The organism is Pseudomonas sp. GW460-LB5, from assembly GCF_059423245.1.
In genome coordinates this window covers 1-24,358 of sequence record NZ_JBWKXT010000068.1, presented here as the reverse complement: position 1 = coordinate 24,358, position 24,358 = coordinate 1, and the positions used below count along the sequence as shown (strand labels likewise).

Sequence of the window (24,358 nt, the reverse complement as noted above, 5' to 3'; positions counted from 1 at the left end):
CTCTAAAACGCCAGAATACCGTCCCTAGTGGACGGGTCTTAATAGGTTTACTGCCAAGCAGAGCATGAGCGAAAACGTCAGCACTGACTGAGCAAGTATTGGGAGCACCCCAGAGTGTTGCGGGGTTTTCCCACCCAGCGCGAGGTAACGCGTTGCGGGGTGTAACAGGTCGGCGCGGGTGTGCACCTCATGATCTGCCTAGCGGGTCTGCTTCTGGCAGTCCCTCTACAGCGGAAGTTGGATTCTTGTGATTCGGCGCCAACATGTCAAGAAAAATTATTGCCAATTTTTCCCCAAGATGAATTCCTGCCACCACTAAAAATCGCTTCAGCAGCAGAATAAATAAGATTTCCACAAAAAAGGGCCACAATCTGCGGCCCTTGAAGGAAAAACTGAAGAAATCAGGCGGAAGGAGCGATCAATTGGTCAAATGCTGCCAACAGTCGGCGCAGCTCACGACTTTGCTCCGGCCGGTCGGTAAACACGGTCTCGGCCATGACCAGGATGCTGGAGGCGTTGGGCAGGGGATGGCCCAGCTCGATGATGATCTTCATGCGCGGCAGGAAAATCCATTGCAGCCACTGCTCGAAACTGAGGGTATCGACAGCGAACGGCACAGTACTGGCCAATGCCTCGTCGCTGGGTGGCTCGTCATCCCACCACCCCTGCACCACCAGTTCACGTTCGATCAGCAACAGGTGGTCGGCAATATCCAGAATACGTTGCTCGATCATCACGAATTGACCCGTGCCTTCTGCCGGGCCAGTGCTGCGCCAGCACTGTCACCTTGCTTTTCACGGGCCTGGGCGATGGTGTTCCATAGCTCGGCCTGCAGGCTTGGCCGGCCGTTGGCGTAAGTCAGGGCGCGACGCGCCAACTGTTCGGCCTGGGCGGCATCACCCTGCGACAGGCGTACCTGGGCCAGGCGGTACAGCACTTGCGGCTCGCGCGGGGCAATGCGCTGGGCACGCTCAAGGCTCGAAGCAGCGCCGTTGAAGTCACCACTGCCCTGCTGGGTCTGCGCGGTGGTCAACAGGGCCAGCACCGGGCCATCTAGCTGCTCGTCGGCCGACAGACCACCGGCAGCGGTGCTGCTGCGCGGAATACCGGTGGGCGCGCTGGTGCTTGCCGGGGCGCTGTTCATGGCCGCGATGTCGAACGGCTCGTCGGCGATCGGGTTCGGGTTTGTGGTCATCGGCGCCGAACTGACCGGGCCCGGGGTAATCGGGCCAGGCGTGATAGGCGAGGTGCTGATCGGTGCCGCGCCATTGGCAGCCGGGAACGTCTGGATACCTGAAGCGCCAGCGCCCTGCGGAATCATCACGGTAACACCGGAGTCTTCGGGCAGCGTCTGCGCTTGCGCGGTGCCCGTGTTATAGCCACCCGCCGAGCGGTTAGCCGTCACGCGCTCGCTGTTGGACACGCGGGTGCTCGAATCGACCACCGGTATATTGCCGCGCGGGACGCTTGAGCACCCCTGGAGCACAGCCAACGCCGTCACGGCAGGAAACAGCCACTTGTTCACGTCACACCTCATCAATGCAGCCTGTGCTTAATTCATCCAGCCTTTGACCCAGTCCATGACCGACTCGGCAGGATTCTGCTCGCCGCCACAGGTCGCACCGGCGGGCGGTTCACTCCCGCGAATATACGGCATCTGCACCGCTCCCGGACAGCTGGCATCAGACCCATGGCCAGTGTAAGGGTCGATCCAGGCCTGCACCACGTTGTCCGGTTGCGGCATGTCCAGCGGCAGCGGGTCGGCCTTTTTCATGAAACTGGTCCATACCTGCAGGGCACCGGTGGCACCGGTAAAGGGTGTTTTGCCGTTATCGTCACGGCCCATCCACACCACGGCCAGCAGGTCCTGGCTGAAGCCGGAGAACCAGCTGTCGCGCGAGTCGTTACTGGTACCGGTCTTGCCCGCCAGGGTCAGCGAGCGCGGCAAGGTGTTGTACACCGAGCGCCCGGTACCTTCGCGCATGACCCGCTGCATGGCGTTCTGCACCAGGTAGATGGCGCCCGGGTCGAAGGTTTGCTGGATCTGGAACGGGTAGCGCTTGAGCGGCTCGCCTTCGGCAGTCAACACGCTGCGGATACCGCGCATCGGGGTGTTGAAACCGCCGTTGGCGATGGTCTGGTACATGGTTGCAACCTGCATCGGCGACATGCCACCAGCACCCAGCAGCATGGCCGGGAAGGCTGGCCAGTCGACATTTACCCCTAGCCGGCCAATGGTCTTGATCACATTGGGCACGCCCACTTCCAGGCCAAGCTTGGCAGTCGAAAGGTTGTACGAGTTGGCAAGCCCCTGATACAGATAGATGGTGCCATGCGGTCGACGGTCGTAGTTTTGTGGGCGCCAGACCTGACCATCGGCACCCTTGACCGAAAATGGCTCATCCTGCACCCAGCTGGTCAGGGTGTACTTGCTCGGCTGCTCCAGCGCAGTCAGGTACACCGACGGTTTTACCAGCGAGCCGATCGGCCGCACAGCATCAATGGCCCGGTTGAAACCGGCGAAGCCTGCCAGGCGGCTGCCGATCAGCGCCTGTACCTCACCGGTTTCCGGGTTGGTCACGACCATTGCCGATTCCACCTCGTCAGCCCCCTTGCGCCCCGACAGGCGCTTGAAGGTCTCGCTCATCGAAGTTTCGGCCTTCATCTGCAGGATCGGGTCGAAGCTGGTGAAAATACGCAGGCCTTCTTCAGTCAAGTCTTCGTCGCGGTAGTCCTGGCGCAGTTGACGCTTGACCAGGTCGAGGAAGGCCGGGAACGAGCTGTCAGCCAGGCTGCCGCGCTTGGTCACGCCCAGCGGCATCTTCTTCGCTGCATCGACTTCCGCCTGGCTGGCCACGCCTTGCTCGGCCACCAGGTCGAGCACCAGGTTGCGGCGAGCCAGGGCACGGTCAGGGTAACGCCGCGGGTTGTAGTAGGACGGGCCTTTGACCATGCCTACCAGCAGGGCGATCTGGTGCAGTTTCAGCTCAGACAGCGGTTGGCTGAAGAAGAACTGGCTGGCCAGACCGAAACCGTGAACTGCACGTTGGCCATCCTGACCGACGAACACCTCGTTGAGGTAGGCCTCGAGAATCTCGCGCTTGTCGTAATGCAGCTCAAGCAGCATCGCCATCATTGCCTCGGTCAGCTTTCGGCTGAGGCTGCGCTCACTGCTGAGGTAGAAGTTCTTCACCAGCTGTTGGGTCAGGGTACTGCCCCCCTGGCGCATGGACCCCGACGATGTGTTGACCCACATTGCCCGGGCGATGGACTTGGGCGACACGCCGTAGTGGCTGTAGAAGTCGCGGTCTTCGGTCGCTACCAGTGTTTCGAGCAGGTACTTGGGTACCTGATCGATCTTGATCAGGATGCGGTCTTCGAGGTTCTTCGGGTAGATGCCGCCGATCATCAGCGGCTCCAGCCGCACCACGTCGAGCGCCTTGCCGTTGGCCGCAGAAAGGCCCGCCACGTAATCGCCGGAGAAGCGCACGCGCACGAACTGCGCCGGTTCCATCCCCTCGTAGAACTGGAAGCCACGGGTGTTGAGGTCGACGGTACTGCCGTTGACGGCCGCCGCACCCGGGCCGTTGGCCGCGCTCTCACGCCGGTAGCCGAGCGCATCGAGTTCGGTAAGGAAGTCGTTTTTGCTCAGTTTTTGACCAGTAAAGAGCTCCAGCGGCCGGGCATACACCTTGGCCGGGATGGTCCAGCGCTTGCCGGAGAACTTCTCCTGCACGACAGCATCGAGGTAAACCGCGAAGCCGGCAACGATCACCAGGCCTACCAGGCTGAGCTTCAAAGCCCAGCCCAGCCAGGCGCGAGAGCGGCTGGTCGAGGGTTTCTGAGGGGTACGAGGATTTCGAGATCGGGTCATGGCGGCGGATTATACGCACTTTATAAAGGCTGGGCAGACGGCCCAGCGGTAGGCAGGGACGGCACCATTGACCATAATGGCGCATTCGAATTCCCTGCCCCGGAAGGATTTGCCGTGAGCCAAGCTCTTATCACTGCGTTGCAGAACCCCGCCCTGTACCCTCACCCCGTGGATGGGTTCCAGCTCATCGAGACGCATATCTCCTGGGTGCTGCTCACCGGCGAGTACGCCTACAAGATCAAGAAACCGATGAACTTCGGCTTCCTCGATTTCACCGAACTGGGCCAGCGCCAGCATTTCTGTAACGAAGAGTTGCGCCTGAACCAGCGCATGACCGATGGCCTGTACCTGGAGGTATTGCCGGTGACCGGTAGTGTCGAAGCGCCGCAGATCGGTGGCGACGGCGAGGCCATCGAATACGCGCTGAAGATGCGCCAGTTCCCTCAGGGGCAGATGCTCAGCACCCTGCAGGCCAATGGTGAACTGAATGCCGCGCACATTGACCAGATGGCCCGGCAAATCGCCGAGTTTCACCTGCAGACCCCCAAGGTATCTGCCGAGCAGCCCTACGGTTCGCCTGAAAGCGTCATGGCCCCGGTCGAGCAGAACTTCGAGCAGATCCGCCCATTCCTCAGCGACAAGGCCGACCTGCTGCAACTGGACAACCTGCAGGCGTGGGCGCGGAGCAGTTTCGAGCGGCTGCAAGGCCTGTTCGCCTCGCGCAAGGCCAATGGCTTTACCCGCGAGTGTCATGGCGACATCCACCTGGGCAACGCGACCCTGATCAACGGCCAGGTGGTGATCTTCGACTGCATCGAGTTCAACGAACCGTTCCGCATGACCGATGTCTGGGCCGACACCGGCTTCCTCGCCATGGACCTGGAAGATCGCGGCCTCAAGTGCCTGGCACGACGTTTCATCAGTCAGTACCTGGAGCTGACCGGCGATTATGAAGGCCTGGAGGTGCTCAACTTCTACAAAGCCTATCGCGCCCTGGTACGGGCCAAGGTCGCGCTGTTCAGCATGCCGGCCAATGCCGATGGCGTGCAGCGGGCCACTACCCTGCGCACCTACCGCAACTACGCCAACCTGGCGGAAAGCTACAGCGCCATCCCTTCGCGGCTGCTGGCCATCACCCATGGTGTCTCGGCAGTGGGCAAGAGCCACGTGGCAATGCGCCTGGTCGAGGCCTTGGGCGCCATTCGCGTGCGCTCCGACGTCGAGCGCAAGCGCCTGTTCGGCGATCAGCCGCACGACCACGCCGGCCAACTGACTGCCGGCATTTATGACCCGGATGCCAGTGCCGCCACCTACCAACGTTTGCATGAAGTGGCAGCCACCGTTTTGCGCGCCGGCTTCCCGGTGGTGCTGGATGCCACCTACCTCAAGCGTGAACAGCGCCAGGCTGCTGCAGACGTCGCCAGCCAGACCGGTGTGCCGTTCCTGATCCTCGACTGCCACGCACCCGAGGCCGTCATCGCCAGCTGGCTGGAGCAGCGTCAGGCCGAAAACACCGACCCCTCCGATGCCACCCTGGATGTGGTCAAGGCCCAGCAGGCGAGCCGTGAAGCGTTGGATGCGCAGGAGCTGGTGCAGAGCACACGGGTCGATACCCAGGATGCTGGCAGCATGGACCAGGTGATCGAGCAGATTCGCCAGCGGTTGCCAGGCCTGTAAGTTCGCCGTTTTCCTGTACCGGCCCTATCGCCGGCAAGCCAGCTCCCACAGTTACACCCTCGCCCTCAAGGCCTGCGGTGTACCTGTGGGGGCTGGCTTGCCGGCGATGGGGCCAGAACAGGCTACTTCCCAAAGGCAGTTCATCGCCCCCGATGGCAAAAGGCCGCGCATTTCTTAACCCCCGCTACACTCCTCTCTGACCTGCTCGCGATTTATCCTCCAATCCACGTTCAGCCATCGCAAGGAGGCTCGATGAACGATGAATTGCAGCACCTGAAGAACCTTGGCAAGACCTCTGCGCAGTGGCTGCATGCCGCCGGCATCCACAGCGCATCGGATCTGCGTCGCCTGGGTGCGGTGGGTGCCTACCAGGCCGTCAAGACTCGAGGGTTCCGCGCCTCCAAGGTGCTGTTGTACGCCATTGAGGGCGCCTTGCTGGACATGCACTGGAACGATTTGCCGCTCGAACGCAAAGAAGCGCTCAATCAACAACTGGACGCGAAAAATCCTACGCAAAAAAATCCAAAATAATCGTGGGGAAGGGATTGACGCCTGAATGAGAATTGTTATGATTATCACAACTGGTCGCGAGACTGGTTGGATAACCTAAGAGCCCCTGGTTCGGACTCTCAGATTATCTCCTCATCAGGCTAATCACGGTTATTGACCCGGCATTTTGCCGGGTCTTTTTTTGCCTGGGGGTTTGTGCCGCCTGGCCCACACTACTGGCGAAACTGCGCGCAGTAATCCTGCTCCGGCATCGCCGCGGTGTACCACACGTAATCAGCCTGGCCTGGCTCAACCTGCTCGCCCACCTCGGCCAGCAGCAATACCTTGGTCTCCCCCGACGCCGACGCCCCCAGATCTGCCAGGTGCAAGGGTATGCCCAGGTCCTTGCGCACGTGATAGGCCCCGGCAAACAGCAACGCTGGCTGCGGCGCGGACAGCAACCGCTCGGCCATGCGCCGGTCGCGCTGCTGCTGCACAGCCAGCATCGCCGGCAACTGGCTTTCCGGCAGCATCCCACAATGGCCAGCGCGTACCTGCTCGAGCAAAGCACCCTTTACCGCCGGTGCATTGGACCTTTTGCCAGTCAGCGGGGCTGGCTGTCGATAGGCCTGACGCATCTCACCCGGCGACAGGTTGGCGGCCAGCAGTTGCACTCGGTCCTGCAAGGCCTCACGCACTATCGGCCCGTACAGCTGCCAATCCCACCCTTCCTGCCAGGCCAGCGCCTTGGGCAAGTTCGCCGGCAGCGGCTGCCCCTGAACCTTGTCGACCAGCGGTTGCTGCTCAGGCTGCAGCATTTCCAGCAGGAGACTGCCTTGCACGCGCTTCCCCTGCATCGCGCGTAGCAGCCAGAGTTGCAACGCGTGATGGTCCGGGTTGTCATGTTTTTCGCCCACCAGCACGCGAGGGGTGCCTGCCAGGCGCTGCACCAGTTGCTCAGGGCTGATCGCCCGGCCACTGGCAAGATCGATGATGTGCCCCAACTCGGCATGCGTGCGCCCTTCACTGCTCTGCCAGGAGGGCAGTGGCGGCAGGCTGGCCTGGCAGCCGCCCAGTGAAAACATCAGGCAAAGCGAGAAACCCGACAGCAGCAGATGACGCATCGACAATGCCTCCTAGCGTGTGATGATCAGTGGGTGCCCACGCTCTGGGTGCGCCTGCACCAGTACGTCGATACCGTACACCGCCTTCAGTGCCGCTGGCGTCAATACCGCTTCGGGCGTGGCAAACGCATGGCAGCGCCCCTGCTCCAGCAACAGGATACGGTCACAGTAGCGCGCAGCCAGATTCAGGTCATGCAGGATCACCAGCACCGCAGCGCCGCGGTCGGCGAAGCGGCGCACGGATTCAAGGGTAGTGTGCTGGTGCAGTGGGTCGAGCATCGAGGTCGGTTCGTCGAGCAGCAGCGTGGCCCCCTCCTCGCCCGGCCATAGCTGGGCCAGCACGCGGGCCAGGTGCACCCGCTGGCGCTCGCCACCGGAGAGCGCCAGGTAACTGCGCCCCACCAGGTGCCAGGCATCCGCCGCCTGCAACGCCGCTTCGACAATTTGCGCATCGCGCTGCTGCCCGGTGCCATGAGGCATGCGCCCCATGCCCACCACTTCCTCGACCCGGAACGAGAAGCCCAGGCTGGACACCTGTGGCAACACTGCCAGGCGCCTGGCCCGCTCCTGCCCAGGCCAATCGGTGAGGGGCCGGCCCTGCAACGTCACCCGCCCTCGCTCGGGCGCCAGCTCGCCACACAACACAGCCAGCAGGCTGCTCTTGCCGGCACCGTTGGGGCCGAGCACACCCACCACCTGCCCCGGGCTCAGTTGCAGGTGAATGTCGTGCAGCACTTCGTTGCTCCCCCGCCGCAGGTGCAGGCCTTCGACTTGCAACATCAGCTGCGCCCTCTTATCAGCAGGACCAGAAAGAACGGCGCACCGATGAAGGCCGTGACAATACCAATCGGCAACTCGGCAGGTGCCAGCAGCAGCCGCGCCGCCAGGTCGGCGAACAGCATCAGCACGCCCCCGGCCAGCAACGAGGCCGGTAGCACCACGCGGTGATCAGGCCCGGCCAGCAAGCGCACCAGGTGCGGCACCACCAGGCCGATAAAACCGATCAGCCCTGCTGCTGCCACTGCCGCACCTACGCCCAGCGCCGTGCAGAACACCAGCTCGCGCTTGAGTCGCTCCACGTCAACGCCCAGGTGGCGCGCCTCCGACTCACCCAGTAACAGGGCATTCAGCGCCTTGGCCCGGCGCGGCAGCCACACCGCTACCCCCGCCGCCACCAGTAGCAACGGCCACAGCCGTTCGTAGCTGGCACCGTTCAGGCTGCCGAGGTTCCAGAATGTCAGTGTGCGCAGGGTGGCGTCGTCGGCCAGGTAAGAGAACAGCCCAACGGCCGCGCCGCCCAGCGCAGTCATGGCCACGCCCGCCAGCAGCATCGTGGCAACGTTGGTCTGGCCATCGCGCCGCCCCAGTCGGTAGACCAACGCGGTCACCCCAAGCCCCCCGACAAAAGCGCAGAACGACAACAGATAGGGCGCGAAAGCGTCCGGCATGCCGCCAAACCAGGCACCACCGACAATGGCGACCGCTGCACCCATCGCCGCCCCAGCGGCAACCCCCACCAGCCCTGGATCGGCCAGCGGGTTGCGGAACAGCCCCTGCATGGCCACGCCGGACAGCGCCAGCACCGCGCCCACCGCCAGCCCGAGCAAGGTACGCGGCAGGCGGATCTGGCCCAGGATCATCTCGGCCTGCTGCAGGCCGTCAGCCGCAATCGGCAGCCCCAACAGGCGCAGGCCGGCGCGCAGGGTGTCGAACAGCGGCAGGCTGACCGGCCCCAAGGCCAGCGACAACCACACCGCCAACAGGCACAGCAGACTCAGGCAAATGAACAACGTACGTGGCTGGACCCGCTGTTTCATTGCGCGAAGCTGGCCTGGGCCGCCGGGTAGAAGGTGGCTGCCAGCGACTGCAAGGTCGATGGCAGGCGTGGGCCAAGCCCGCCTACCAGCAGCGTCGGGTCCAGTGACACCAGGCGTCTCTCACGCACAGCCCGCGAGGCAGCCAGCGCGGGGTTTTCTTTCAACAGCGCCTGCAAGGCCTGCTCATCGGCCAGCGCCCGGTCGGAAAACACGATCACATCCGGGTCCAGCGCCGCCAAGGCTTCGTTGGAGAAGTTCTTGTAGCCTTGATGTTCTGCCAGGTTGTGCCCACCCGCCTGGCCCAGCAGCCAGTCACCCGCAGTGCCCTGCCCGGCGATCAGCGGCTTGGCCCCGGCATGGCCGACCAGCAGTAGCACCCCAGGTGCCTTTTGGCCTGCCTGAGCCTGCTTGACCTTGGCCTGCACCGCCTCGATCTGCTGGTGGTAGCCCGCCGCCAACGCCGAAGCTTGCTGCTCTGCGCCAAGCAACTGCCCCAGATGCTTGAGGTTTTCATCCACCGCCGTCAGTTCGGCCTTGCTGGAGAACAACTCCACCTGCACACCGGCCTTGCGAATTTGCGCCAGTACCGGCGGCGGGCCCATTTCCTCGGTGCCCACCAGTACATCCGGGCGCAGGCTGAGAATGCCTTCAGCGGACAACTGCCGCTGGTAACCCACGCTGGGCAGTGATTTCAGCGATGCCGGGTGCTGGCTGGTGGTGTCCACACCGACAAGCCGCGCTTCGCCGCCCAATGCAGTTATCCACTCGCTCAGGGCGCCACCCGCGCTGACCCAGCGTTGCGGCAACTCGGCCGCCAGGGCCGTGGTGGAGAGCACAAGGCTTGCGCAGAGGGCGAGCAAGGCGACTGGACGGCGCATCATGGGGTTCCTTCTGAAGGCGAGCCGCGCGCCTTGTGGCGGGCGACAGAACTGCGCACCATAGGGGCCAGGCGCAGCGAATGCGGGCAATTTGATAATTATTCGCATTGACGCGTCAAGTCATCATCTGTTTCATGAGTCGTCCTCGCCATGCACTTGCTCTGTACCTCCCACACCCTGGCCGAAGGCCAAAGCCGCGCCTTCAGCGTAGACGGCCTCGAACTGTTCGGCGTGCGCCGCCAGGGCCAGGTGTACCTCTACCGCAACCGGTGCCCGCACCGCAGCATCCCGCTGAACTGGACGCAAGATGCCTTTCTCGATGACAGCGCCAGCCTCATCCACTGCGCCCACCATGGCGCGCTGTTCCTGATTGAAAGCGGCGAGTGCGTAGCCGGCCCTTGCGAGGGTGAGCAACTGCTGGCCCTGGGCTGTCACGAAGACAGCCAAGGCATCTGGCTCACGGCGTAAGCAGCACCGGCAGGCGGCAATCAATAACAATGCCTTCGGCGCTCAGGCGGGTGCCGTAGGCCAGCACCTCCACCCCGTCCGCCACCGCCGCACGCAGGGCCTGGGCATAGGCTGCGTCGATTTCCTCAGCTGGGCGTACGGCATTGATGCCAGTCAGGTTCACGCAGTACAACTGCACCGCCCGCACGCCCTGCCGGGCCAGCTTCGCCAGCTCGCGCAGGTGCTTGGCACCGCGCTGTGTCACCGCATCGGGAAAAGCCGCGACCGTGCTGTCGGGGTAACCCAAGGTCACGCTCTTCACCTCGACATACGCAGGGGCACCGTCGAACTCCAGGCGAAAGTCGATGCGGCTGCTTTCCTCTCCGTACGCGACTTCGCGCTTGAGCGCGGTAAAACCGGCCAGTTCGGCGATGACGCCGGCCCGCAGTGCCTCTTCGACCAGCGCGTTAGCCCGCCCAGTGTTCACACAGGCCAGCCGCCCCTGTGGGGTTTCGCTGATTTCCCAGGTGCCTGGCAGTTTGCGCTTGGGGTCGTTGGAGCGGCTAAACCACACCTGCCCGCCTTCACGCATGCAATTGAGCATGGAACCGGTGTTCGGGCAGTGAATGGTCAGCTGTTCGCCGCTGGCCAGTTCGATGTCCGCCAGAAAGCGCTTGTAACGGCGCAGCAGGCGGCCCTGTTCGAGTGGGGGATAGAACTGCATCAGCCTTGCCAGCTCCGCAGGCCACGGGCAATGCGCTGCACCGCCTCTTCCAGGCGCGGCAGGCTCTGGGTGTAGGCAAAGCGCACATGGTGCCCAGCCAGGTGACGGCCAAAGTCCAGGCCCGGCGTAAAGGCCACGTGCTCGGTTTCCAGAAAGTGCCGGCAGAAGGCAAACGCATCACCGCCAAAGGCACTGATATCGGCATACAGGTAAAACGCCCCCTGCGGCTCGACGGCTATGCGGAAGCCCAGTTCGCGCAGGGCGGGCAGCAGGTAGTCGCGGCGGCGGGCGAACTCGGCGCGGCGCTCCTCGAAAATGGCCAGGCTCTCGGGCTGGAAGCATGCCAGCGCGGCATGCTGGGCCATGCTCGGTGCACTGATGTACAGGTTCTGCGCCAGTTTCTCCAGGTCGGCCACTGCGCCGGGTGGGGCCACCAGCCAGCCAAGGCGCCAACCGGTCATGCCGTAATACTTGGAAAAACTATTCAGGACGAACGCCGAGTCGTCGACTTCCAGCACACTTGGCGCGTCCATGCCATAGGTGAGGCCATGGTAGATCTCGTCCACCACCAAGTGGCCATGCCGCTCATGGGTGGCTTTGGCAAGGCTGGCCAACGCTTCGCGCCCCAGCACAGTACCAGTCGGGTTAGCCGGCGACGCGACCAGGGCACCGACCGTGTCCTTGTCCCAGTAACGTTCGACCAGGTCGGCGGTCAGCTGGTAGTTCACCTCCGGGCCCACCGGCACCAGCTGCGCCCCGCCCTCGACCAGGCGCAGGAAGTGGCGATTGCACGGGTAACCCGGGTCGGCCAGCAGCCAGTGCTTGCCCGGGTCGACCAGCAGACTGCTGGCCAGCAGCAGCGCGCCAGAACCACCTGGGGTAATCAGGATGCGCTGCGGGTCGATATTCAGGCCATAACGCTGGCCATAAAAGCCGGCGATCGCTTCACGCAGTGCCGGCAGGCCGCGTGCAGCGGTGTAGCGGGTGTGCCCGGCAGCCAGCGCGGCCTGGCCGGCGGCGACGATCGGTGCGGCCGTGGTGAAGTCCGGCTCGCCGATTTCCAGGTGGATCACGTCGTGCCCGGCCGCCTGCAGCTCGTTGGCCCGGGCCAGCAGCGCCATGACGTGGAAGGGTTCGATGGCGCGGCTGCGCGCACTGTAGGGGTGGGCCATGACCTTCTCTCAATTGGGTCTAAACTGGAGATTCTACCTCTGCACGCCAACGAACGTACGGCTCGCGCCGATGTCAATAAGCAGGATCGGGCGGGGTAGCGCACCCCCGATCTATCTGGTAAGTTCGGCGGCTCGCAGTCGCAGGGCCGGCGGTCGCCGGGGATGGAGCATCCTGCGCATTGGATCAGATGAGTGAGAGGCGGTCTATTCATGTCCACCGTAGAAAAGCAAAAAACCGGAACCATGTACGGTGTCGAGCCCTATAAAGAGACCAAGGGCGAAGAGTACATGGGTGAGCCCATGAAGAAGCACTTCACCAAGCTTCTCAATGCCTGGAAAGGCGAGCTCATGCACAGTGTGGATCGCACCGTAGACCACATGAAGGATGAAGCTGCGAACTTCCCGGACCCGGCCGACCGTGCCAGCCAGGAAGAAGAATTTGCTCTTGAGCTGCGCAACCGTGACCGCGAGCGCAAGCTGATCAAGAAAATCGACAAGACCCTGCAGAAGATCCAGGACGAAGAGTACGGCTGGTGTGATTCCTGCGGCATCGAGATCGGCCTGCGCCGTCTGGAAGCCCGTCCGACCGCAGACCTGTGTTTCGACTGCAAGGAAATTGCCGAGAAAAAGGAAAAAACGGTCGGTAAAGGCTGACCTTTCTTCCACCTGAACGGGGCGCTTCATGCGCCCCGTTTCATTTATATGCCCAGCCTGACATGACCGACTCCAGCTACATCGGGCGCTTCGCCCCCACCCCCAGCGGCTTTTTGCACTTCGGCTCGCTGGTCGCCGCCCTGGCCTCCTGGCTCGACGCCCGCGCCGTGAACGGCCGCTGGTTGCTGCGCATGGAAGACACCGACCCACCCCGGGAAATGCCCGGTGCCCGTGATGCCATCCTGCAAACCCTGGAGCGTTACGCGCTGGAATGGGATGGCGAGGTCGTGTTCCAGAGCCAGCGGCACGACGCCTATGCCGCGGTCGTCGACCGCCTGTTCAACCTGGGCCTGGCCTATGCCTGTACCTGCTCGCGCAAGCAGCTGGAGGGCTACAACGGCATTTACCCAGGCCTGTGCCGCAATGCCGGCCATGCCCGTGAAGGTGCGGCGATCCGCTTGCGCGTGCCAGAGCTGATCTACCGCTTTACCGACCGGGTGCAGGGCGAGTACCAGCAACACCTGGGGCGTGAGGTAGGCGACTTTGTCATCCAGCGCCGCGACGGGCTGTATGCGTACCAGCTGGCGGTGGTGCTGGACGATGCCTGGCAGGGTGTTACCGACATCGTGCGCGGCGCCGACCTGCTCGACAACACCCCGCGGCAGCTGTACCTGCAGGAGCTGCTGGGCTTCTCACAGCCGCGCTATCTGCATATTCCGCTGATCGTGCAGCCGGATGGGCACAAGCTGGGCAAGTCGTACCGGTCGCCACCCCTGCAGGCTGAGCATGCTACACCGCTGCTGTTGCGGGCATTGCGGGCGCTGGGGCAAGAAACAGACCCCGATTTACTACTGGCTACGCCGGCTGAAGTGTTGGCGATAGCCCGCAAGCAGTGGCGGCCGGAGGCGATCGCGCAGCGGACCACGGTGCCTGAGGCTGATTTGCGCTGAGGCAGGCCCGGCGCTTTCGCGGGCAAACCAACCCTCAATAACAAAAGCCCAATAATTTCAAACCCTTGGCTAACGCAATGGATTCCCGCTAGCATCCCCCCAGTCATTTGCGCCAATAATAAGTCCAAGCCCGCAGCGCCCAACCATCGAGGCCAGCATGTACATCTATCGTTTGGTCCTGCTTCTGGTCGTGGGGATCTACCTGTTCTCCCCGGCCATCATGGACTGGTGGATCGAACCGACCGGAGCCTGGTACCGCCCGTACCTGCTCTGGCTGATCCTGATCGTCGTCACCTTCATCCTGCAGAGCCAACGAGATGCCGATGAGCTTTAGCCTGACCCAGATGATCCTGATCAGCGCCGGGTACCTCATGGTGCTGTTTGGCGTGGCCTGGATCAGCGAGCGCGGGTTGATCCCGCGTTCGATCATTCGCCACCCCCTCACCTACACCCTGTCGCTGGGCGTGTATGCCAGTGCCTGGGCCTTTTATGGCTCGGTGGGCCTGGCCTACCAGTACGGCTATGGCTTCCTGGCCTGTTACCTGGGGGTATCCGGCGCATTCCTGCTGGCACCGGTGTTGCTCTACCCGATCCTCAAGATCACCCGCACCTACCAGCTTTCATCGCTGGCCGACCTGCTGGCGTTCCGCTTTCGCAGCACCTGGGCCGGCGCATTGACCACCATCATCATGCTGATAGGCGTGTTGCCCTTGCTGGCGCTGCAGATACAGGCGGTGGCCGACTCGATCAGCATCCTCACCGGTGAGCCGGTCAAGGCCAGGGTAGCCTTTGCGTTCTGTACGCTGATCATTCTGTTCACCATCTTCTTCGGCTCGCGACACATTGCCACGCGCGAAAAACACGAAGGGCTGGTGTTCGCCATCGCCTTCGAGTCGGTGATCAAGCTGCTGGCCTTGGGCGGCATAGGCCTTTACGCCCTGTACGGCGTATTCGGCGGCCCGCACGAGCTGGAGGTCTGGCTACTGCAGAACCAGACCGCCCTGGCCGCCCTGCACACCCCGCTGCAGGAAGGCCCATGGCGCACCCTGCTGCTGGTGTTCTTCGCCTCGGCCATCGTCATGCCGCACATGTACCACATGGCCTTCACCGAAAACCTCAACCCGCGCTCGCTGGTCAGTGCCAGCTGGGGCCTGCCGCTGTTCCTGCTGCTGATGAGCCTGGCCGTGCCGCTGGTGCTGTGGGCCGGCCTGCGCCTGGGCGCCAGCACCAACCCCGAGTACTTCACCCTGGGCCTGGGGATTGCCGCCAACAACGAAGCACTGGCGCTGCTGGCCTACATCGGCGGCTTGTCAGCCGCCAGCGGCCTGATCATCGTCACCACCCTGGCACTGTCGGGCATGGCCCTCAACCACCTGGTGCTGCCCCTGTACCAGCCCCCGGCCGAAGGCAACATCTACCGTTGGCTGAAGTGGACCCGTCGCGCGCTGATCGTCGCCATCATTACCGCCGGCTTCATGTTCTACCTGACCCAGAACAACCACCAGAGCCTGGCCAACCTGGGCATCGTCGCCTTCGTCGCCACCCTGCAGTTCCTGCCGGGCGTACTATCGGTGCTGTACTGGCCCACCGCCAACCGGCGCGGCTTCATCGCCGGGTTGCTGGCCGGCACCCTGGTGTGGATGGTGACCATGCTGCTGCCGCTGCTGGGCAACCTGCAGGGCTTCTATATACCGCTGCTGGACATGATCTATGTGCTGGACGATACCAGCTGGCACATGGCGGCCATTGCCTCGCTGGCGGCCAACGTTTTGCTGTTCACCCTGATCTCGCTGTTCACCAACGCCAGCAGCGAAGAAGTCAGCGCGGCAGAAGCCTGCGCCGTGGACAACGTACGCCGCCCGCAGCGCCGCGAGTTGCACGCCGCCTCGCCGCAGGAGTTTGCCACCCAACTGGCCAAGCCGCTGGGTGCCAAGGCTGCACAAAAAGAAGTGGAGCAGGCCCTGCGTGACCTCTACTTACCGTTCGACGAGCGCCGCCCCTACGCCTTGCGCCGCCTGCGCGACCGCATCGAGGCCAACCTGTCCGGCCTGATGGGCCCGAGCGTGGCCCAGGACATGGTCGAAACCTTCCTGCCCTACAAGTCCGGTAACGAAAACTATGTGACCGAAGACATCCATTTCATCGAAAGCCGCCTGGAAGACTACCACTCGCGCCTGACCGGCCTGGCCGCCGAGCTCGACGCCCTGCGCCGCTACCATCGCCAGACCCTGCAAGAGCTGCCCATGGGCGTGTGTTCGCTGGCCAAGGACCAGGAAATCCTGATGTGGAACAAGGCCATGGAAGAGCTCACCGGCATCGCCGCCAAGCACGTGGTCGGCTCGCGTCTGCTCACCATCGACGAGCCCTGGCGCGGCCTGCTGCAAGGCTTCATCAACCTGCCCGACGAGCACTTGCACAAGCAGCGCCTGGCACTGGACGGGCAACCGCGCTGGCTGAACCTGCACAAGGCAGCCATTGACGAGCCCCTGGCACCCGGTAACAGCGGCCTTGTGCTGTTGGTGGAAGACCTTACCGAAACCCAGGCACTGGAAGACAAGCTGGTGCACTCCGAGCGCCTGGCCAGCATTGGGCGCCTGGCCGCCGGCGTGGCCCACGAAATCGGCAACCCGATAACCGGCATCGCCTGCCTGGCGCAAAACCTGCGCGAGGAACGCGAGGGCGATGGCGAAATCATCGAGCTATCCAGCCAGATCCTCGACCAGACCAAGCGGGTGTCGCGCATCGTCCAGTCATTGATGAGCTTCGCCCATGCCGGCGGCAGCCACCAGAACAGCGAAGAACCGGTGTGCCTGGCCGAAGTGGCGCAGGACGCCATCGGTCTGCTGGCCTTGAACCGGCGCAATTTCGAAGTCCAGTTCTTCAACCTCTGCAACCCCGACCATTGGGCCGAAGGGGACCCGCAGCGCCTGGCCCAGGTGCTGATCAACCTGCTCTCCAACGCCCGCGACGCATCAAAGCCCGGCAGTGCCGTGCGCGTGCGCACCGAGGTCAGCGAACACACCGTCGACCTGATCGTCGAGGACGAGGGCAGCGGGATACCGAAGAACATCATGGACCGCCTGTTCGAGCCCTTCTTCACCACCAAGGACCCTGGCGAGGGAACCGGACTGGGGCTCGCTCTGGTCTATTCCATCGTGGAAGAGCATTATGGGCAAATCACCATCGACAGCCCGGCCGATATCGAACGGCAACGTGGCACCCGGATCCGCGTGACCCTGCCCCGGCATGTCGTAGCGACGTCCCCTGAAATTCGAGACCGTCGAGAGAATTGAATCAATGCCGCATATTCTGATCGTCGAAGACGAAACCATCATCCGCTCGGCCTTGCGTCGCCTGCTCGAGCGGAACCAGTACCAGGTCAGCGAAGCCGGCTCGGTGCAGGAAGCCCAGGAACGCTTCAGCATTGCCACCTTCGACCTGATCGTCAGCGACCTACGCCTGCCAGGCGCACCCGGTACCGAGCTGATCAAGCTTGGTCAGGGCACCCCGGTGCTGATCATGACCAGTTACGCCAGCCTGCGCTCGGCGGTAGACTCGATGAAAATGGGCGCGGTGGACTACATCGCCAAGCCATTCGACCACGACGAGATGCTGCAGGCCGTGGCGCGTATCCTGCGCGACCGGCAGAACACCCCGGCCGCCGCACCGGCTGCCGAGCCACGCGCCGCCAATGGCAAGGCCGCCCCGGCCGACAAAGGCAGCGCGGCTGCGGCCAATGGCGAAATCGGCATCATCGGCTCGTGCCCGCCGATGCAGGACATGTACAGCAAGATCCGCAAGGTTGCGCCCACCGACTCCAACGTGCTGATCCAGGGTGAATCGGGTACCGGTAAAGAGCTGGTGGCCCGCGCCCTGCACAACCTGTCGCGCCGCGCCAAGGCACCGATGATCTCGGTGAACTGCGCAGCCATCCCCGAGACACTGATCGAGTCCGAACTGTTCGGTCACGAAAAAGGCGCGTTCACTGGCGCCAGCGCCGGGCGTGCGGGCCTGGTAGAAGCCGCCGACGGCGGCACGCTGTTCCTCGACGAAATCGGCGAACTGCCGCTGGAAGCCCAGGCCCGCCTGCTGCGCGTGCTGCAGGAAGGCGAGATTCGCCGGGTGGGTTCGGTGCAATCGCAAAAGGTCGATGTGCGCCTGATCGCCGCGACCCACCGCGACCTGAAGAACCTGGCCAAGGCCGGCCAGTTCCGCGAAGACCTTTACTACCGCCTGCACGTGATCGCCCTGAAACTGCCTGCCCTGCGCGAGCGCGGCAGCGACGTCAACGAAATCGCCAGCGCCTTCCTGGCGCGCCAGAGCGCGCGTATCGGCCGCGACGACCTGCACTTCTCGGCCGAAGCCGAGCAAGCCATTCGTCACTACAGCTGGCCGGGTAACGTGCGAGAGCTGGAAAACGCCGTGGAGCGCGCGGTGATCCTCAGCGAGAGCGCGGAAATTTCTGCCGAACTGCTGGGCATCGACATCGAGCTGAGCGACCTGGAAGAGGACGAGATCCTCAACAACGCCCTGGTGGTGGCCAGCGCTGCCAATGCCAGCCACGAGCCGACCGAGGACCTGTCGCTGGAAGACTACTTCCAGCACTTCGTACTTGAGCATCAGGACCACATGACCGAGACCGAACTGGCACGCAAGCTTGGCGTCAGCCGCAAGTGCCTGTGGGAACGCCGCCAGCGCCTGGGCATTCCACGGCGCAAGAGCAACGCTACCAGCGATAATTGAGTTCGGCACAGCATTGTTGTCGCCTTCGAGATCGAGCGCCGCCCGCGCGGCGCTTCGCGGGGCAAGCCCGCTCCCACATCTGTTTCGGGCCAATATCTCCTGCCACCATTGGCGCGCGGCCCCTTGCTGCACGACGTGATTGAATGGAACAACAGAGGGGCGAGCTCCGACGCCTCAGGATTGATTGGCCCGAAACAGATGTGGGAGCGGGCTTGCCCCGCGAAGCGCCGCGCGGGCGGCGCTCGATCGCATAGGCGCTAAACAGGGTGTGGCGAACACATCTGGCCCGGAAACACCCCAGGTAACACATCAGTTCCCACAAAAATCTGTTACCCAACCTTTCCGCCGTAACAGTTCCCGAGGCGTACGGTAACGAAATTGCGACATTTTGAGCGCCGTGAAAACTGCTGAAATGCCTCAACCCCTTGATTTTACTGGGTTTTCAAAAGTTGGCACGGCACCTGCTATATGCTTAGTACAAAAACAATAACAAGCACTGCAACCTAAAATAAGAACAAGACGAAACGGCTCACGCACAATAAAAACAAGACGGCGGAGGCGCAGCTAACTGATTCTTTTGGAGAGGATGCGTGTTTGGGGCTTGCCCCACGACCAGGCAGAGAACAACAAAAACTGCACTAAAAAGCAGCGCCTGAACTGGTTGGATCGACAGATCAACGTGACATCAGCGGCCAAAGCAATCCGTTTGCTCTTAACCCCTGGATTGGGGGTCGTCCACAAGCTTCGAGATTTGTGGACAGGGCACTCAACAAAAACAAAAAGCCCAGCAAAAAAAACAATAAGAGCACGCAACGACTTCTTGGGGAGCTTAGGCTCCCCTTGTCGTTTCTACCCTTCTGGCAGGCATCCTGCTACCCGCCTACACCATTCCCCGAGTAAATGCTAGAATCCCCGCCCATCATGCGGCCATTCTCCTATTATTGGCCGAACATTCCTTCACACAGTGCATCCCATGCTGAAGAAGCTGTTCCAGTCTTTCCGCCCGCCCGTACCGGGCACGCACCACAGGCGCACTACGCCTGAGGTGATCAACAAGAGCCAGCACTCGCTGCAGCGCCACCAGTTCAGCCGCCACGCGGTGAATATCGTGGAACGCCTGCAGAGCGCCGGCTACCAGGCTTACCTGGTCGGTGGCTGTGTCCGCGACCTGATGCTGGGCATTACGCCGAAAGATTTCGACGTCGCCACCAGCGCCACCCCCGAACAGGTCCGTGCCGAATTCCGTAACGCGCGCATCATTGGTCGCCGCTTCAAACTGGTCCACGTGCATTTCGGCCGTGAGATCATCGAAGTTGCCACCTTCCGCGCCCCTCACTCGGAAGACGACCAGGGCGACAGCCACCGTTCGTCGCACAATTCCAGTGGCCGCATCCTGCGTGACAACGTGTACGGCACCTTGGAAGAAGACGCGCAACGCCGCGACTTCACCATCAATGCCCTGTACTACGACCCGGTCAGCGAGCGCATTCTCGATTACGCCAACGGTGTGCACGATGTGCGCAACCGCCTGCTGCGGCTGATCGGCGACCCGACCCACCGCTACCAGGAAGACCCTGTGCGCATGCTGCGCGCGGTGCGTTTTGCCGCCAAGCTGGACTTCGGTATCGAGAAGCACACGGTCCAGCCGATCCGCGAGCTTGCCCCGCTGCTGCGCGAGATTCCGCCCGCACGCCTGTTCGAGGAAAGCCTCAAGCTGTTCCTCTCAGGCCAAGGCGCCATGGCCTTCGAGATGCTGGTCGACCTGCAGCTGTTCGAGCCGTTGTTCCCGGCCAGCGCACACGCCCTGGACGAGCGCCCGACCTACGCCCACACACTGATCAGCCAAGCGTTGCAAAACACCGACCTGCGCGTGAAGCAGGGCAAACCGGTAACCCCGGCGTTCCTGTTCGCCGCACTGCTGTGGCCAGCCCTGCCGGCCCGCGTGCTGCACCTGCAGAACCAGGGCGTGCCGCCGATACCCGCCATGAACGGCGCGGCCCACGACCTGATCGCCGAGCAATGCGCGCGCATCGCCATCCCCAAGCGTTTCACGCTGCCGATCCGCGAGATCTGGGACATGCAGGAGCGCCTGCCACGGCGCAGCGGCAAACGCGCCGACATGCTGCTGGACAACCCTCGCTTCCGCGCCGGTTACGACTTCCTGCTGCTGCGTGAAAGCGCCGGGGAAGATACCGACGACCTCGGCCAGTGGTGGACCGACTACCAGGATGCCAACGACAGCGAGCGTCGCGAGATGATTCGCGAGCTGGGCAGCCGTGACGAAGGTGCCGGCCCGCGCAAACGCAAACGCAGCACCAGCAAACGCAAACGCGGTGGTGACGAGGCGTCCGAGTGAAGACTCGCGCCTACGTCGGCCTGGGCAGCAACCTGGACGCACCCGCCGAACAACTGCGCAGTGCCTTGCAGGCGCTTGACCAGGTGGAGGGTACTCGCCTGGTGGCGGCTTCGGCCTTGTACACCAGCGATTCGCTGCTGCCCGGCCAACCGCGTTACACCAACGCTGTCGCCGCCCTGGACACCGCACTGCCGCCTCTGGCGCTGCTCGATGCACTGCAAGCCATCGAGAACGGCCAGGGCCGCGTGCGCAAGGAGCGCTGGGGCCCGCGCACGCTGGACCTGGACATCCTGCTGTTCGGTGACCTGGTACTCGACGAGCCACGCCTGAAAGTGCCGCATTACCACATGCATGCCCGGCCTTTCGTGCTTTACCCACTGGCCGAACTGGTGCCGGACGACTTCCACCTGGCAGATGGCCGCGCCCTCGCGCAATTGCTCGGCGACTGCCCGTTCGTCGGCCTTGAACGCCTGTAAACCGGGCGTTCCAGCGTTGCACACTGGCACGGTAACGCCAGTAACACCCTGATCGTAACAATGCGGTAACAGGGTGATTGACTTCCCCCACCTCGCTCACGACTATAGGCGTCCCGTGCAGCCCCAAAGTGCCGCATACCCGTATTTAGGCCCGGACGGACCTGTGCCCGAACATCACGCGCGATGATGTGCCGCTCCGGAAGATGACTACACGCGTTGAATGCAGTCGTTTTTTACAGCGCCTGAACGAGGATTTTCCGACATGCCTGAAGTAACCCTTACCACCCTCAATGGCCTCAAGGCCAAGGGTGAAAAAATCACCATGCTGACCTGCTACGACGCGACCTTCGCCAAGGCCGCCAGCCAGGCCGGCATTGAAGTGTTGCTGGTAGGCGACTCGCTGGGGATGGTCCTGCAGGGGCACGACAGCACCCTGCCGGTCACCACGGCGGACATGGCCTACCACACCGCCAGCGTCAAACGCGGTAATGACGGTGCACTGATACTCACCGACCTGCCATTCATGGCGCACGCCACCCCGGAGCAAGCCTTTGCCAACAGCGCCACGCTTATGCGCGCCGGCGCCCACATGGTCAAAATCGAAGGCGCCGCCTGGCTGGCCGAAACCATCCGCCTGCTGGCTGAGCGCGGTGTGCCGGTGTGCGCACACATGGGCCTGACCCCGCAGACCGTCAACGTGCTGGGCGGCTACAAGGTGCAAGGCCGTCAGGAGGCCCAGGCCCGGCAGATGCGCGCCGACGCCATCGCCCTCGAACAGGCCGGCGCGGCCATGCTGCTGCTCGAATGCGTACCCAGCGAACTGGCGGCAGAAATCACCAACGCCGTGGGCATCCCGGTGATCGGCATTGGCGCCGGCAGCGCCACCGATGGCCAGGTGCTGGTACTGCACGACATGCTCGGCCTGTCGCTGAGCGGCCGAGTGCCGAAGTTCGTGAAGAACTTCATGCAAGGCCAGCCCGATATCCACAGCGCGCTCGTCGCTTACGTCGAGGCGGTCAAGCAAGTCAGCTTCCCTGGTAGCGAACACGGGTTCAGTGCATGAATACAGTCAAGACCGTCCGCGAATTGCGCGCCGCCGTCGCCCGCGCTCGCGGTGAAGGCAAGCGCATCGGCTTCGTGCCCACCATGGGCAACCTGCACAGCGGCCACGCGGCCCTGGTAACCAAGGCTGCGCAGCGCGCCGATTTCGTGGTGGCCAGCATCTTCGTCAACCCGCTGCAATTTGGCGCCAACGAAGACCTCGACAAGTACCCGCGCACCCTGGCCGCAGACCAGGAGCGCCTGCTGCAGGCCGGCTGCAACCTGCTGTTCGCGCCCACCGTGGAAGAGATGTACCCCGACGGCATGAGCGTGCAAACCCGCGTCAGCGTGCCCCACCTGTCCGAAGGCCTGTGCGGCGCCAGCCGGCCGGGGCATTTCGAAGGTGTGGCCACCGTGGTCAGCAAGCTGTTCAACATGGTCCAGCCAGACCTTGCCGTGTTCGGTGAAAAGGACTTCCAGCAACTGGCGGTGATCCACGCCATGGTGCGCGACCTGAACATGCCGGTTCAGATCATTGGCGAGCCCACTGTGCGTGCCGAGGATGGCCTGGCACTGTCGTCGCGCAATGGCTACCTCACGCCGGAGCAGCGTGCGACCGCGCCGGTGCTGTACCGCACGCTGCAGCACATCGCAGCGGCCATCGGCCGTGGCCAACGGGACTTTGCCGCGCTGGTCGCCGAGGGGCAGGCGCAGCTGAGTGCTGCGGGGCTGCGCGCGGATTATCTGGAAGTGCGCCATGCCGTGAGCCTACGCCCGGCAATGATCGATGATCGCGATTTGGTGGTGATTGCTGCGGCTTATCTGGGTAACACCAGGTTGATCGACAACCTTTACCTGCATGTGGAAGAAAAGACCGCATAACGGCCTGGGGCTGCTATGCAGCCCATTCGCGGGACAAGCCCGCTCCCATAGCCCTCAAGCCCGACACAGAAACTGTGGGAGCGGCCTTGTGCCGCGAATGGGGCGCAAAGCGCTCCCCAAAATCACCCTGCCATACCCATTCCCAGTGCGTGGCCTTTGCCTATAATGATGCCAGCCTGAACCCGGCAATGACTGCCGTGTCCAAGGCCTCATCACGCACCAAGGGAACCCCGCGCAATGGCGTATTACCGTACACCCCACGATGTGACGGCGCTGCCCGCCTGGCAGGCGCTTCAGCAACACCGCGACGCCATGCAAGGCTTCAGCATGCGCGAAGCCTTCGCCGCCGATGCCCAACGCTTCGACCAGTTCTCCCTGAGCTGCTGCGGCCTGTTCCTCGACTACTCGAAAAACCTGATCACCGAACAAAGCCGCGACCTGCTGGTGAACCTGGCCAACGAAGTGGGCCTGCAGGACGCCATCAAGTCGATGTTCAGCGGCGAAATCATCAACGCTTCCGAAGGCCGCCCGGTGCTGCACACCGCCCTGCGCCGGCCGGTGGGCGACAAGCTGAGCGTCAACGGCGTGAACGTCATGCCGGAAGTGCACAAGGTACTCAACCAGATCACCGAACTGGTCGGCCGCATCCATGACGGCCTGTGGCGCGGCTACAGCGAAAAGCCGATCACCGACGTGGTCAATATCGGTATCGGTGGCTCGTTCCTCGGCCCCGAGCTGGTTTCCGAAGCACTACTGCCTTACGCCCAGCGTGGCGTACGCTGCCACTACCTGGCGAACATCGACGGCAGTGAATTCCACGAGCTCTCGGCCAACCTGCGCGCCGAAACCACCCTGTTCATCGTCTCGTCGAAGTCGTTCAACACCCTCGAGACCCTGAAAAACGCCATGGCTGCGCGTACCTGGTACCTGGCCCAGGGCGGCTCGGAAGCCGAGCTGTACCGCCATTTCATCGCGGTTTCCAGCAACAAGGCCGCCGCAGTGGCGTTCGGCATTCGCGAAGAGAACATCTTCCCGATGTGGGACTGGGTGGGTG

The 24,358-nt window shown here is 63.2% G+C and carries 22 protein-coding genes; 13 read left to right on the top strand and 9 right to left on the bottom strand.

Features of this window, described 5'->3' with window-relative positions; genetic code table 11:
• Positions 1 to 401 precede the first annotated feature (401 nt).
• The 3 genes from AC07XM_RS27310 to mrcB are packed head-to-tail and all read right to left on the bottom strand — an operon-like array spanning position 402 to position 3,874.
• Positions 402 to 734, bottom strand: coding sequence for a YqcC family protein (locus AC07XM_RS27310; RefSeq protein WP_016489137.1), 333 nt, complete (start codon positions 732 to 734; stop codon positions 402 to 404).
• A complete protein-coding gene (locus tag AC07XM_RS27305; protein ID WP_016489138.1) occupies positions 734 to 1,537 on the bottom strand; it encodes a tetratricopeptide repeat protein in 804 nt (267 codons plus the stop codon). The genes AC07XM_RS27310 and AC07XM_RS27305 overlap by 1 nt, the downstream gene beginning before the upstream one ends.
• A gap of 15 nt (positions 1,538 to 1,552) precedes the next feature.
• On the bottom strand, positions 1,553 to 3,874 hold the full coding sequence (mrcB, locus tag AC07XM_RS27300) for a penicillin-binding protein 1B (RefSeq protein ID WP_102690024.1): 2,322 nt from the start codon (positions 3,872 to 3,874) through the stop codon (positions 1,553 to 1,555).
• A gap of 114 nt (positions 3,875 to 3,988) precedes the next feature.
• Here mrcB and AC07XM_RS27295 point away from each other — a divergent pair, with 114 nt between their 5' ends.
• Both AC07XM_RS27295 and AC07XM_RS27290 read left to right on the top strand, forming a co-directional pair.
• Positions 3,989 to 5,551, top strand: a complete 1,563-nt coding sequence (locus AC07XM_RS27295; protein ID WP_016489140.1) for a bifunctional aminoglycoside phosphotransferase/ATP-binding protein — start codon at positions 3,989 to 3,991, stop codon at positions 5,549 to 5,551.
• Between the two features lie 252 nt (positions 5,552 to 5,803).
• Positions 5,804 to 6,082: a TfoX/Sxy family protein gene (locus AC07XM_RS27290; RefSeq protein ID WP_016489141.1), complete on the top strand. Its 279-nt coding sequence runs from the start codon at positions 5,804 to 5,806 to the stop codon at positions 6,080 to 6,082.
• Between the two features lie 191 nt (positions 6,083 to 6,273).
• On the opposite strand, the gene AC07XM_RS27285 is transcribed toward AC07XM_RS27290, so the two are convergent.
• From AC07XM_RS27285 to AC07XM_RS27270, 4 genes are read right to left on the bottom strand one after another with little or no spacing between them, the layout of a single operon-like run.
• Positions 6,274 to 7,164 (bottom strand): ChaN family lipoprotein, encoded by an 891-nt coding sequence (locus AC07XM_RS27285; protein WP_060519906.1) that lies wholly within the window; start codon positions 7,162 to 7,164, stop codon positions 6,274 to 6,276.
• Positions 7,165 to 7,176: 12 nt separating this feature from the next.
• Positions 7,177 to 7,944: a heme ABC transporter ATP-binding protein gene (locus tag AC07XM_RS27280; protein WP_016489143.1), complete on the bottom strand. Its 768-nt coding sequence runs from the start codon at positions 7,942 to 7,944 to the stop codon at positions 7,177 to 7,179.
• A complete protein-coding gene (locus AC07XM_RS27275) occupies positions 7,944 to 8,927 on the bottom strand; it encodes a FecCD family ABC transporter permease (RefSeq protein WP_161775545.1) in 984 nt (327 codons plus the stop codon). The genes AC07XM_RS27280 and AC07XM_RS27275 overlap by 1 nt, the downstream gene beginning before the upstream one ends.
• A gap of 50 nt (positions 8,928 to 8,977) precedes the next feature.
• Positions 8,978 to 9,862 (bottom strand): heme/hemin ABC transporter substrate-binding protein, encoded by an 885-nt coding sequence (locus tag AC07XM_RS27270; RefSeq protein WP_016489145.1) that lies wholly within the window; start codon positions 9,860 to 9,862, stop codon positions 8,978 to 8,980.
• A 147-nt stretch (positions 9,863 to 10,009) separates the two neighbouring features.
• On the opposite strand from AC07XM_RS27270, the gene AC07XM_RS27265 reads away from it, so the two are divergent.
• Positions 10,010 to 10,327, top strand: a complete 318-nt coding sequence (locus AC07XM_RS27265) for a Rieske (2Fe-2S) protein (RefSeq protein WP_016489146.1) — start codon at positions 10,010 to 10,012, stop codon at positions 10,325 to 10,327.
• Here AC07XM_RS27265 and sfsA read toward each other — a convergent pair.
• Both sfsA and AC07XM_RS27255 read right to left on the bottom strand, forming a co-directional pair.
• A complete protein-coding gene (gene sfsA / locus AC07XM_RS27260; protein WP_023049291.1) occupies positions 10,317 to 11,030 on the bottom strand; it encodes a DNA/RNA nuclease SfsA in 714 nt (237 codons plus the stop codon). The genes AC07XM_RS27265 and sfsA overlap by 11 nt on opposite strands.
• Complete coding sequence (locus tag AC07XM_RS27255; RefSeq protein ID WP_016489148.1) at positions 11,030 to 12,202, bottom strand: pyridoxal phosphate-dependent aminotransferase; 1,173 nt, start codon at positions 12,200 to 12,202, stop codon at positions 11,030 to 11,032. Before AC07XM_RS27255 ends, sfsA begins: the two co-directional genes overlap by 1 nt.
• 210 nt (positions 12,203 to 12,412) lie before the next feature.
• Between AC07XM_RS27255 and dksA the strand changes: the two genes are divergently transcribed.
• The 10 genes from dksA to AC07XM_RS27205 form a co-directional block, all read left to right on the top strand.
• On the top strand, positions 12,413 to 12,856 hold the full coding sequence (gene dksA, locus AC07XM_RS27250) for an RNA polymerase-binding protein DksA (RefSeq protein WP_016489149.1): 444 nt from the start codon (positions 12,413 to 12,415) through the stop codon (positions 12,854 to 12,856).
• A 62-nt stretch (positions 12,857 to 12,918) separates the two neighbouring features.
• Positions 12,919 to 13,806 carry a tRNA glutamyl-Q(34) synthetase GluQRS gene (gene gluQRS / locus AC07XM_RS27245; RefSeq protein WP_102690025.1) on the top strand — a complete coding sequence of 296 codons (888 nt, stop codon included), beginning with the start codon at positions 12,919 to 12,921 and terminating at the stop codon, positions 13,804 to 13,806.
• A gap of 157 nt (positions 13,807 to 13,963) precedes the next feature.
• The gene (locus AC07XM_RS27240; RefSeq protein WP_003250005.1) at positions 13,964 to 14,140 is read left to right on the top strand and encodes a hypothetical protein; all 177 of its coding nucleotides are present in this window, start codon (positions 13,964 to 13,966) and stop codon (positions 14,138 to 14,140) included.
• The gene (locus AC07XM_RS27235; protein WP_016489151.1) at positions 14,124 to 17,099 is read left to right on the top strand and encodes a sensor histidine kinase; all 2,976 of its coding nucleotides are present in this window, start codon (positions 14,124 to 14,126) and stop codon (positions 17,097 to 17,099) included. The genes AC07XM_RS27240 and AC07XM_RS27235 overlap by 17 nt, the downstream gene beginning before the upstream one ends.
• 4 nt (positions 17,100 to 17,103) lie before the next feature.
• Positions 17,104 to 18,549 carry a sigma-54-dependent transcriptional regulator gene (locus tag AC07XM_RS27230; RefSeq protein ID WP_016489152.1) on the top strand — a complete coding sequence of 482 codons (1,446 nt, stop codon included), beginning with the start codon at positions 17,104 to 17,106 and terminating at the stop codon, positions 18,547 to 18,549.
• Positions 18,550 to 19,522: 973 nt separating this feature from the next.
• Positions 19,523 to 20,905 carry a polynucleotide adenylyltransferase PcnB gene (locus AC07XM_RS27225; RefSeq protein WP_016489153.1) on the top strand — a complete coding sequence of 461 codons (1,383 nt, stop codon included), beginning with the start codon at positions 19,523 to 19,525 and terminating at the stop codon, positions 20,903 to 20,905.
• A complete protein-coding gene (gene folK / locus AC07XM_RS27220) occupies positions 20,902 to 21,381 on the top strand; it encodes a 2-amino-4-hydroxy-6-hydroxymethyldihydropteridine diphosphokinase (RefSeq protein ID WP_016489154.1) in 480 nt (159 codons plus the stop codon). The genes AC07XM_RS27225 and folK overlap by 4 nt, the downstream gene beginning before the upstream one ends.
• 262 nt (positions 21,382 to 21,643) lie before the next feature.
• On the top strand, positions 21,644 to 22,444 hold the full coding sequence (gene panB, locus AC07XM_RS27215; protein ID WP_060519961.1) for a 3-methyl-2-oxobutanoate hydroxymethyltransferase: 801 nt from the start codon (positions 21,644 to 21,646) through the stop codon (positions 22,442 to 22,444).
• Positions 22,441 to 23,304: a pantoate--beta-alanine ligase gene (gene panC, locus AC07XM_RS27210; RefSeq protein ID WP_102690026.1), complete on the top strand. Its 864-nt coding sequence runs from the start codon at positions 22,441 to 22,443 to the stop codon at positions 23,302 to 23,304. The genes panB and panC overlap by 4 nt, the downstream gene beginning before the upstream one ends.
• Positions 23,305 to 23,541: 237 nt before the next feature.
• Positions 23,542 to 24,358: glucose-6-phosphate isomerase (locus AC07XM_RS27205; protein ID WP_495045903.1), on the top strand; the 817-nt coding region annotated here is incomplete at its 3' end.

Bases quoted from the DNA above. Each gene is read 5' to 3' on its own strand.
- AC07XM_RS27285 (WP_060519906.1), bottom strand. From the start codon at position 7,164: ATGCGTCATCTGCTGCTGTCGGGTTTCTCGCTTTGCCTGATGTTTTCA.
- panC (WP_102690026.1), top strand. From the start codon at position 22,441: ATGAATACAGTCAAGACCGTCCGCGAATTGCGCGCCGCCGTCGCCCGC.
- AC07XM_RS27235 (WP_016489151.1), top strand. From the start codon at position 14,124: ATGCCGATGAGCTTTAGCCTGACCCAGATGATCCTGATCAGCGCCGGG.
- AC07XM_RS27230 (WP_016489152.1), top strand. From the start codon at position 17,104: ATGCCGCATATTCTGATCGTCGAAGACGAAACCATCATCCGCTCGGCC.
- AC07XM_RS27270 (WP_016489145.1), bottom strand. From the start codon at position 9,862: ATGATGCGCCGTCCAGTCGCCTTGCTCGCCCTCTGCGCAAGCCTTGTG.
- panB (WP_060519961.1), top strand. From the start codon at position 21,644: ATGCCTGAAGTAACCCTTACCACCCTCAATGGCCTCAAGGCCAAGGGT.
- mrcB (WP_102690024.1), bottom strand. From the start codon at position 3,874: ATGACCCGATCTCGAAATCCTCGTACCCCTCAGAAACCCTCGACCAGC.
- AC07XM_RS27265 (WP_016489146.1), top strand. From the start codon at position 10,010: ATGCACTTGCTCTGTACCTCCCACACCCTGGCCGAAGGCCAAAGCCGC.
- dksA (WP_016489149.1), top strand. From the start codon at position 12,413: ATGTCCACCGTAGAAAAGCAAAAAACCGGAACCATGTACGGTGTCGAG.
- AC07XM_RS27310 (WP_016489137.1), bottom strand. From the start codon at position 734: ATGATCGAGCAACGTATTCTGGATATTGCCGACCACCTGTTGCTGATC.
- AC07XM_RS27255 (WP_016489148.1), bottom strand. From the start codon at position 12,202: ATGGCCCACCCCTACAGTGCGCGCAGCCGCGCCATCGAACCCTTCCAC.
- AC07XM_RS27240 (WP_003250005.1), top strand. From the start codon at position 13,964: ATGTACATCTATCGTTTGGTCCTGCTTCTGGTCGTGGGGATCTACCTG.
- AC07XM_RS27290 (WP_016489141.1), top strand. From the start codon at position 5,804: ATGAACGATGAATTGCAGCACCTGAAGAACCTTGGCAAGACCTCTGCG.
- AC07XM_RS27225 (WP_016489153.1), top strand. From the start codon at position 19,523: ATGCTGAAGAAGCTGTTCCAGTCTTTCCGCCCGCCCGTACCGGGCACG.
- AC07XM_RS27305 (WP_016489138.1), bottom strand. From the start codon at position 1,537: ATGAGGTGTGACGTGAACAAGTGGCTGTTTCCTGCCGTGACGGCGTTG.
- AC07XM_RS27280 (WP_016489143.1), bottom strand. From the start codon at position 7,944: ATGTTGCAAGTCGAAGGCCTGCACCTGCGGCGGGGGAGCAACGAAGTG.
- sfsA (WP_023049291.1), bottom strand. From the start codon at position 11,030: ATGCAGTTCTATCCCCCACTCGAACAGGGCCGCCTGCTGCGCCGTTAC.
- gluQRS (WP_102690025.1), top strand. From the start codon at position 12,919: ATGACCGACTCCAGCTACATCGGGCGCTTCGCCCCCACCCCCAGCGGC.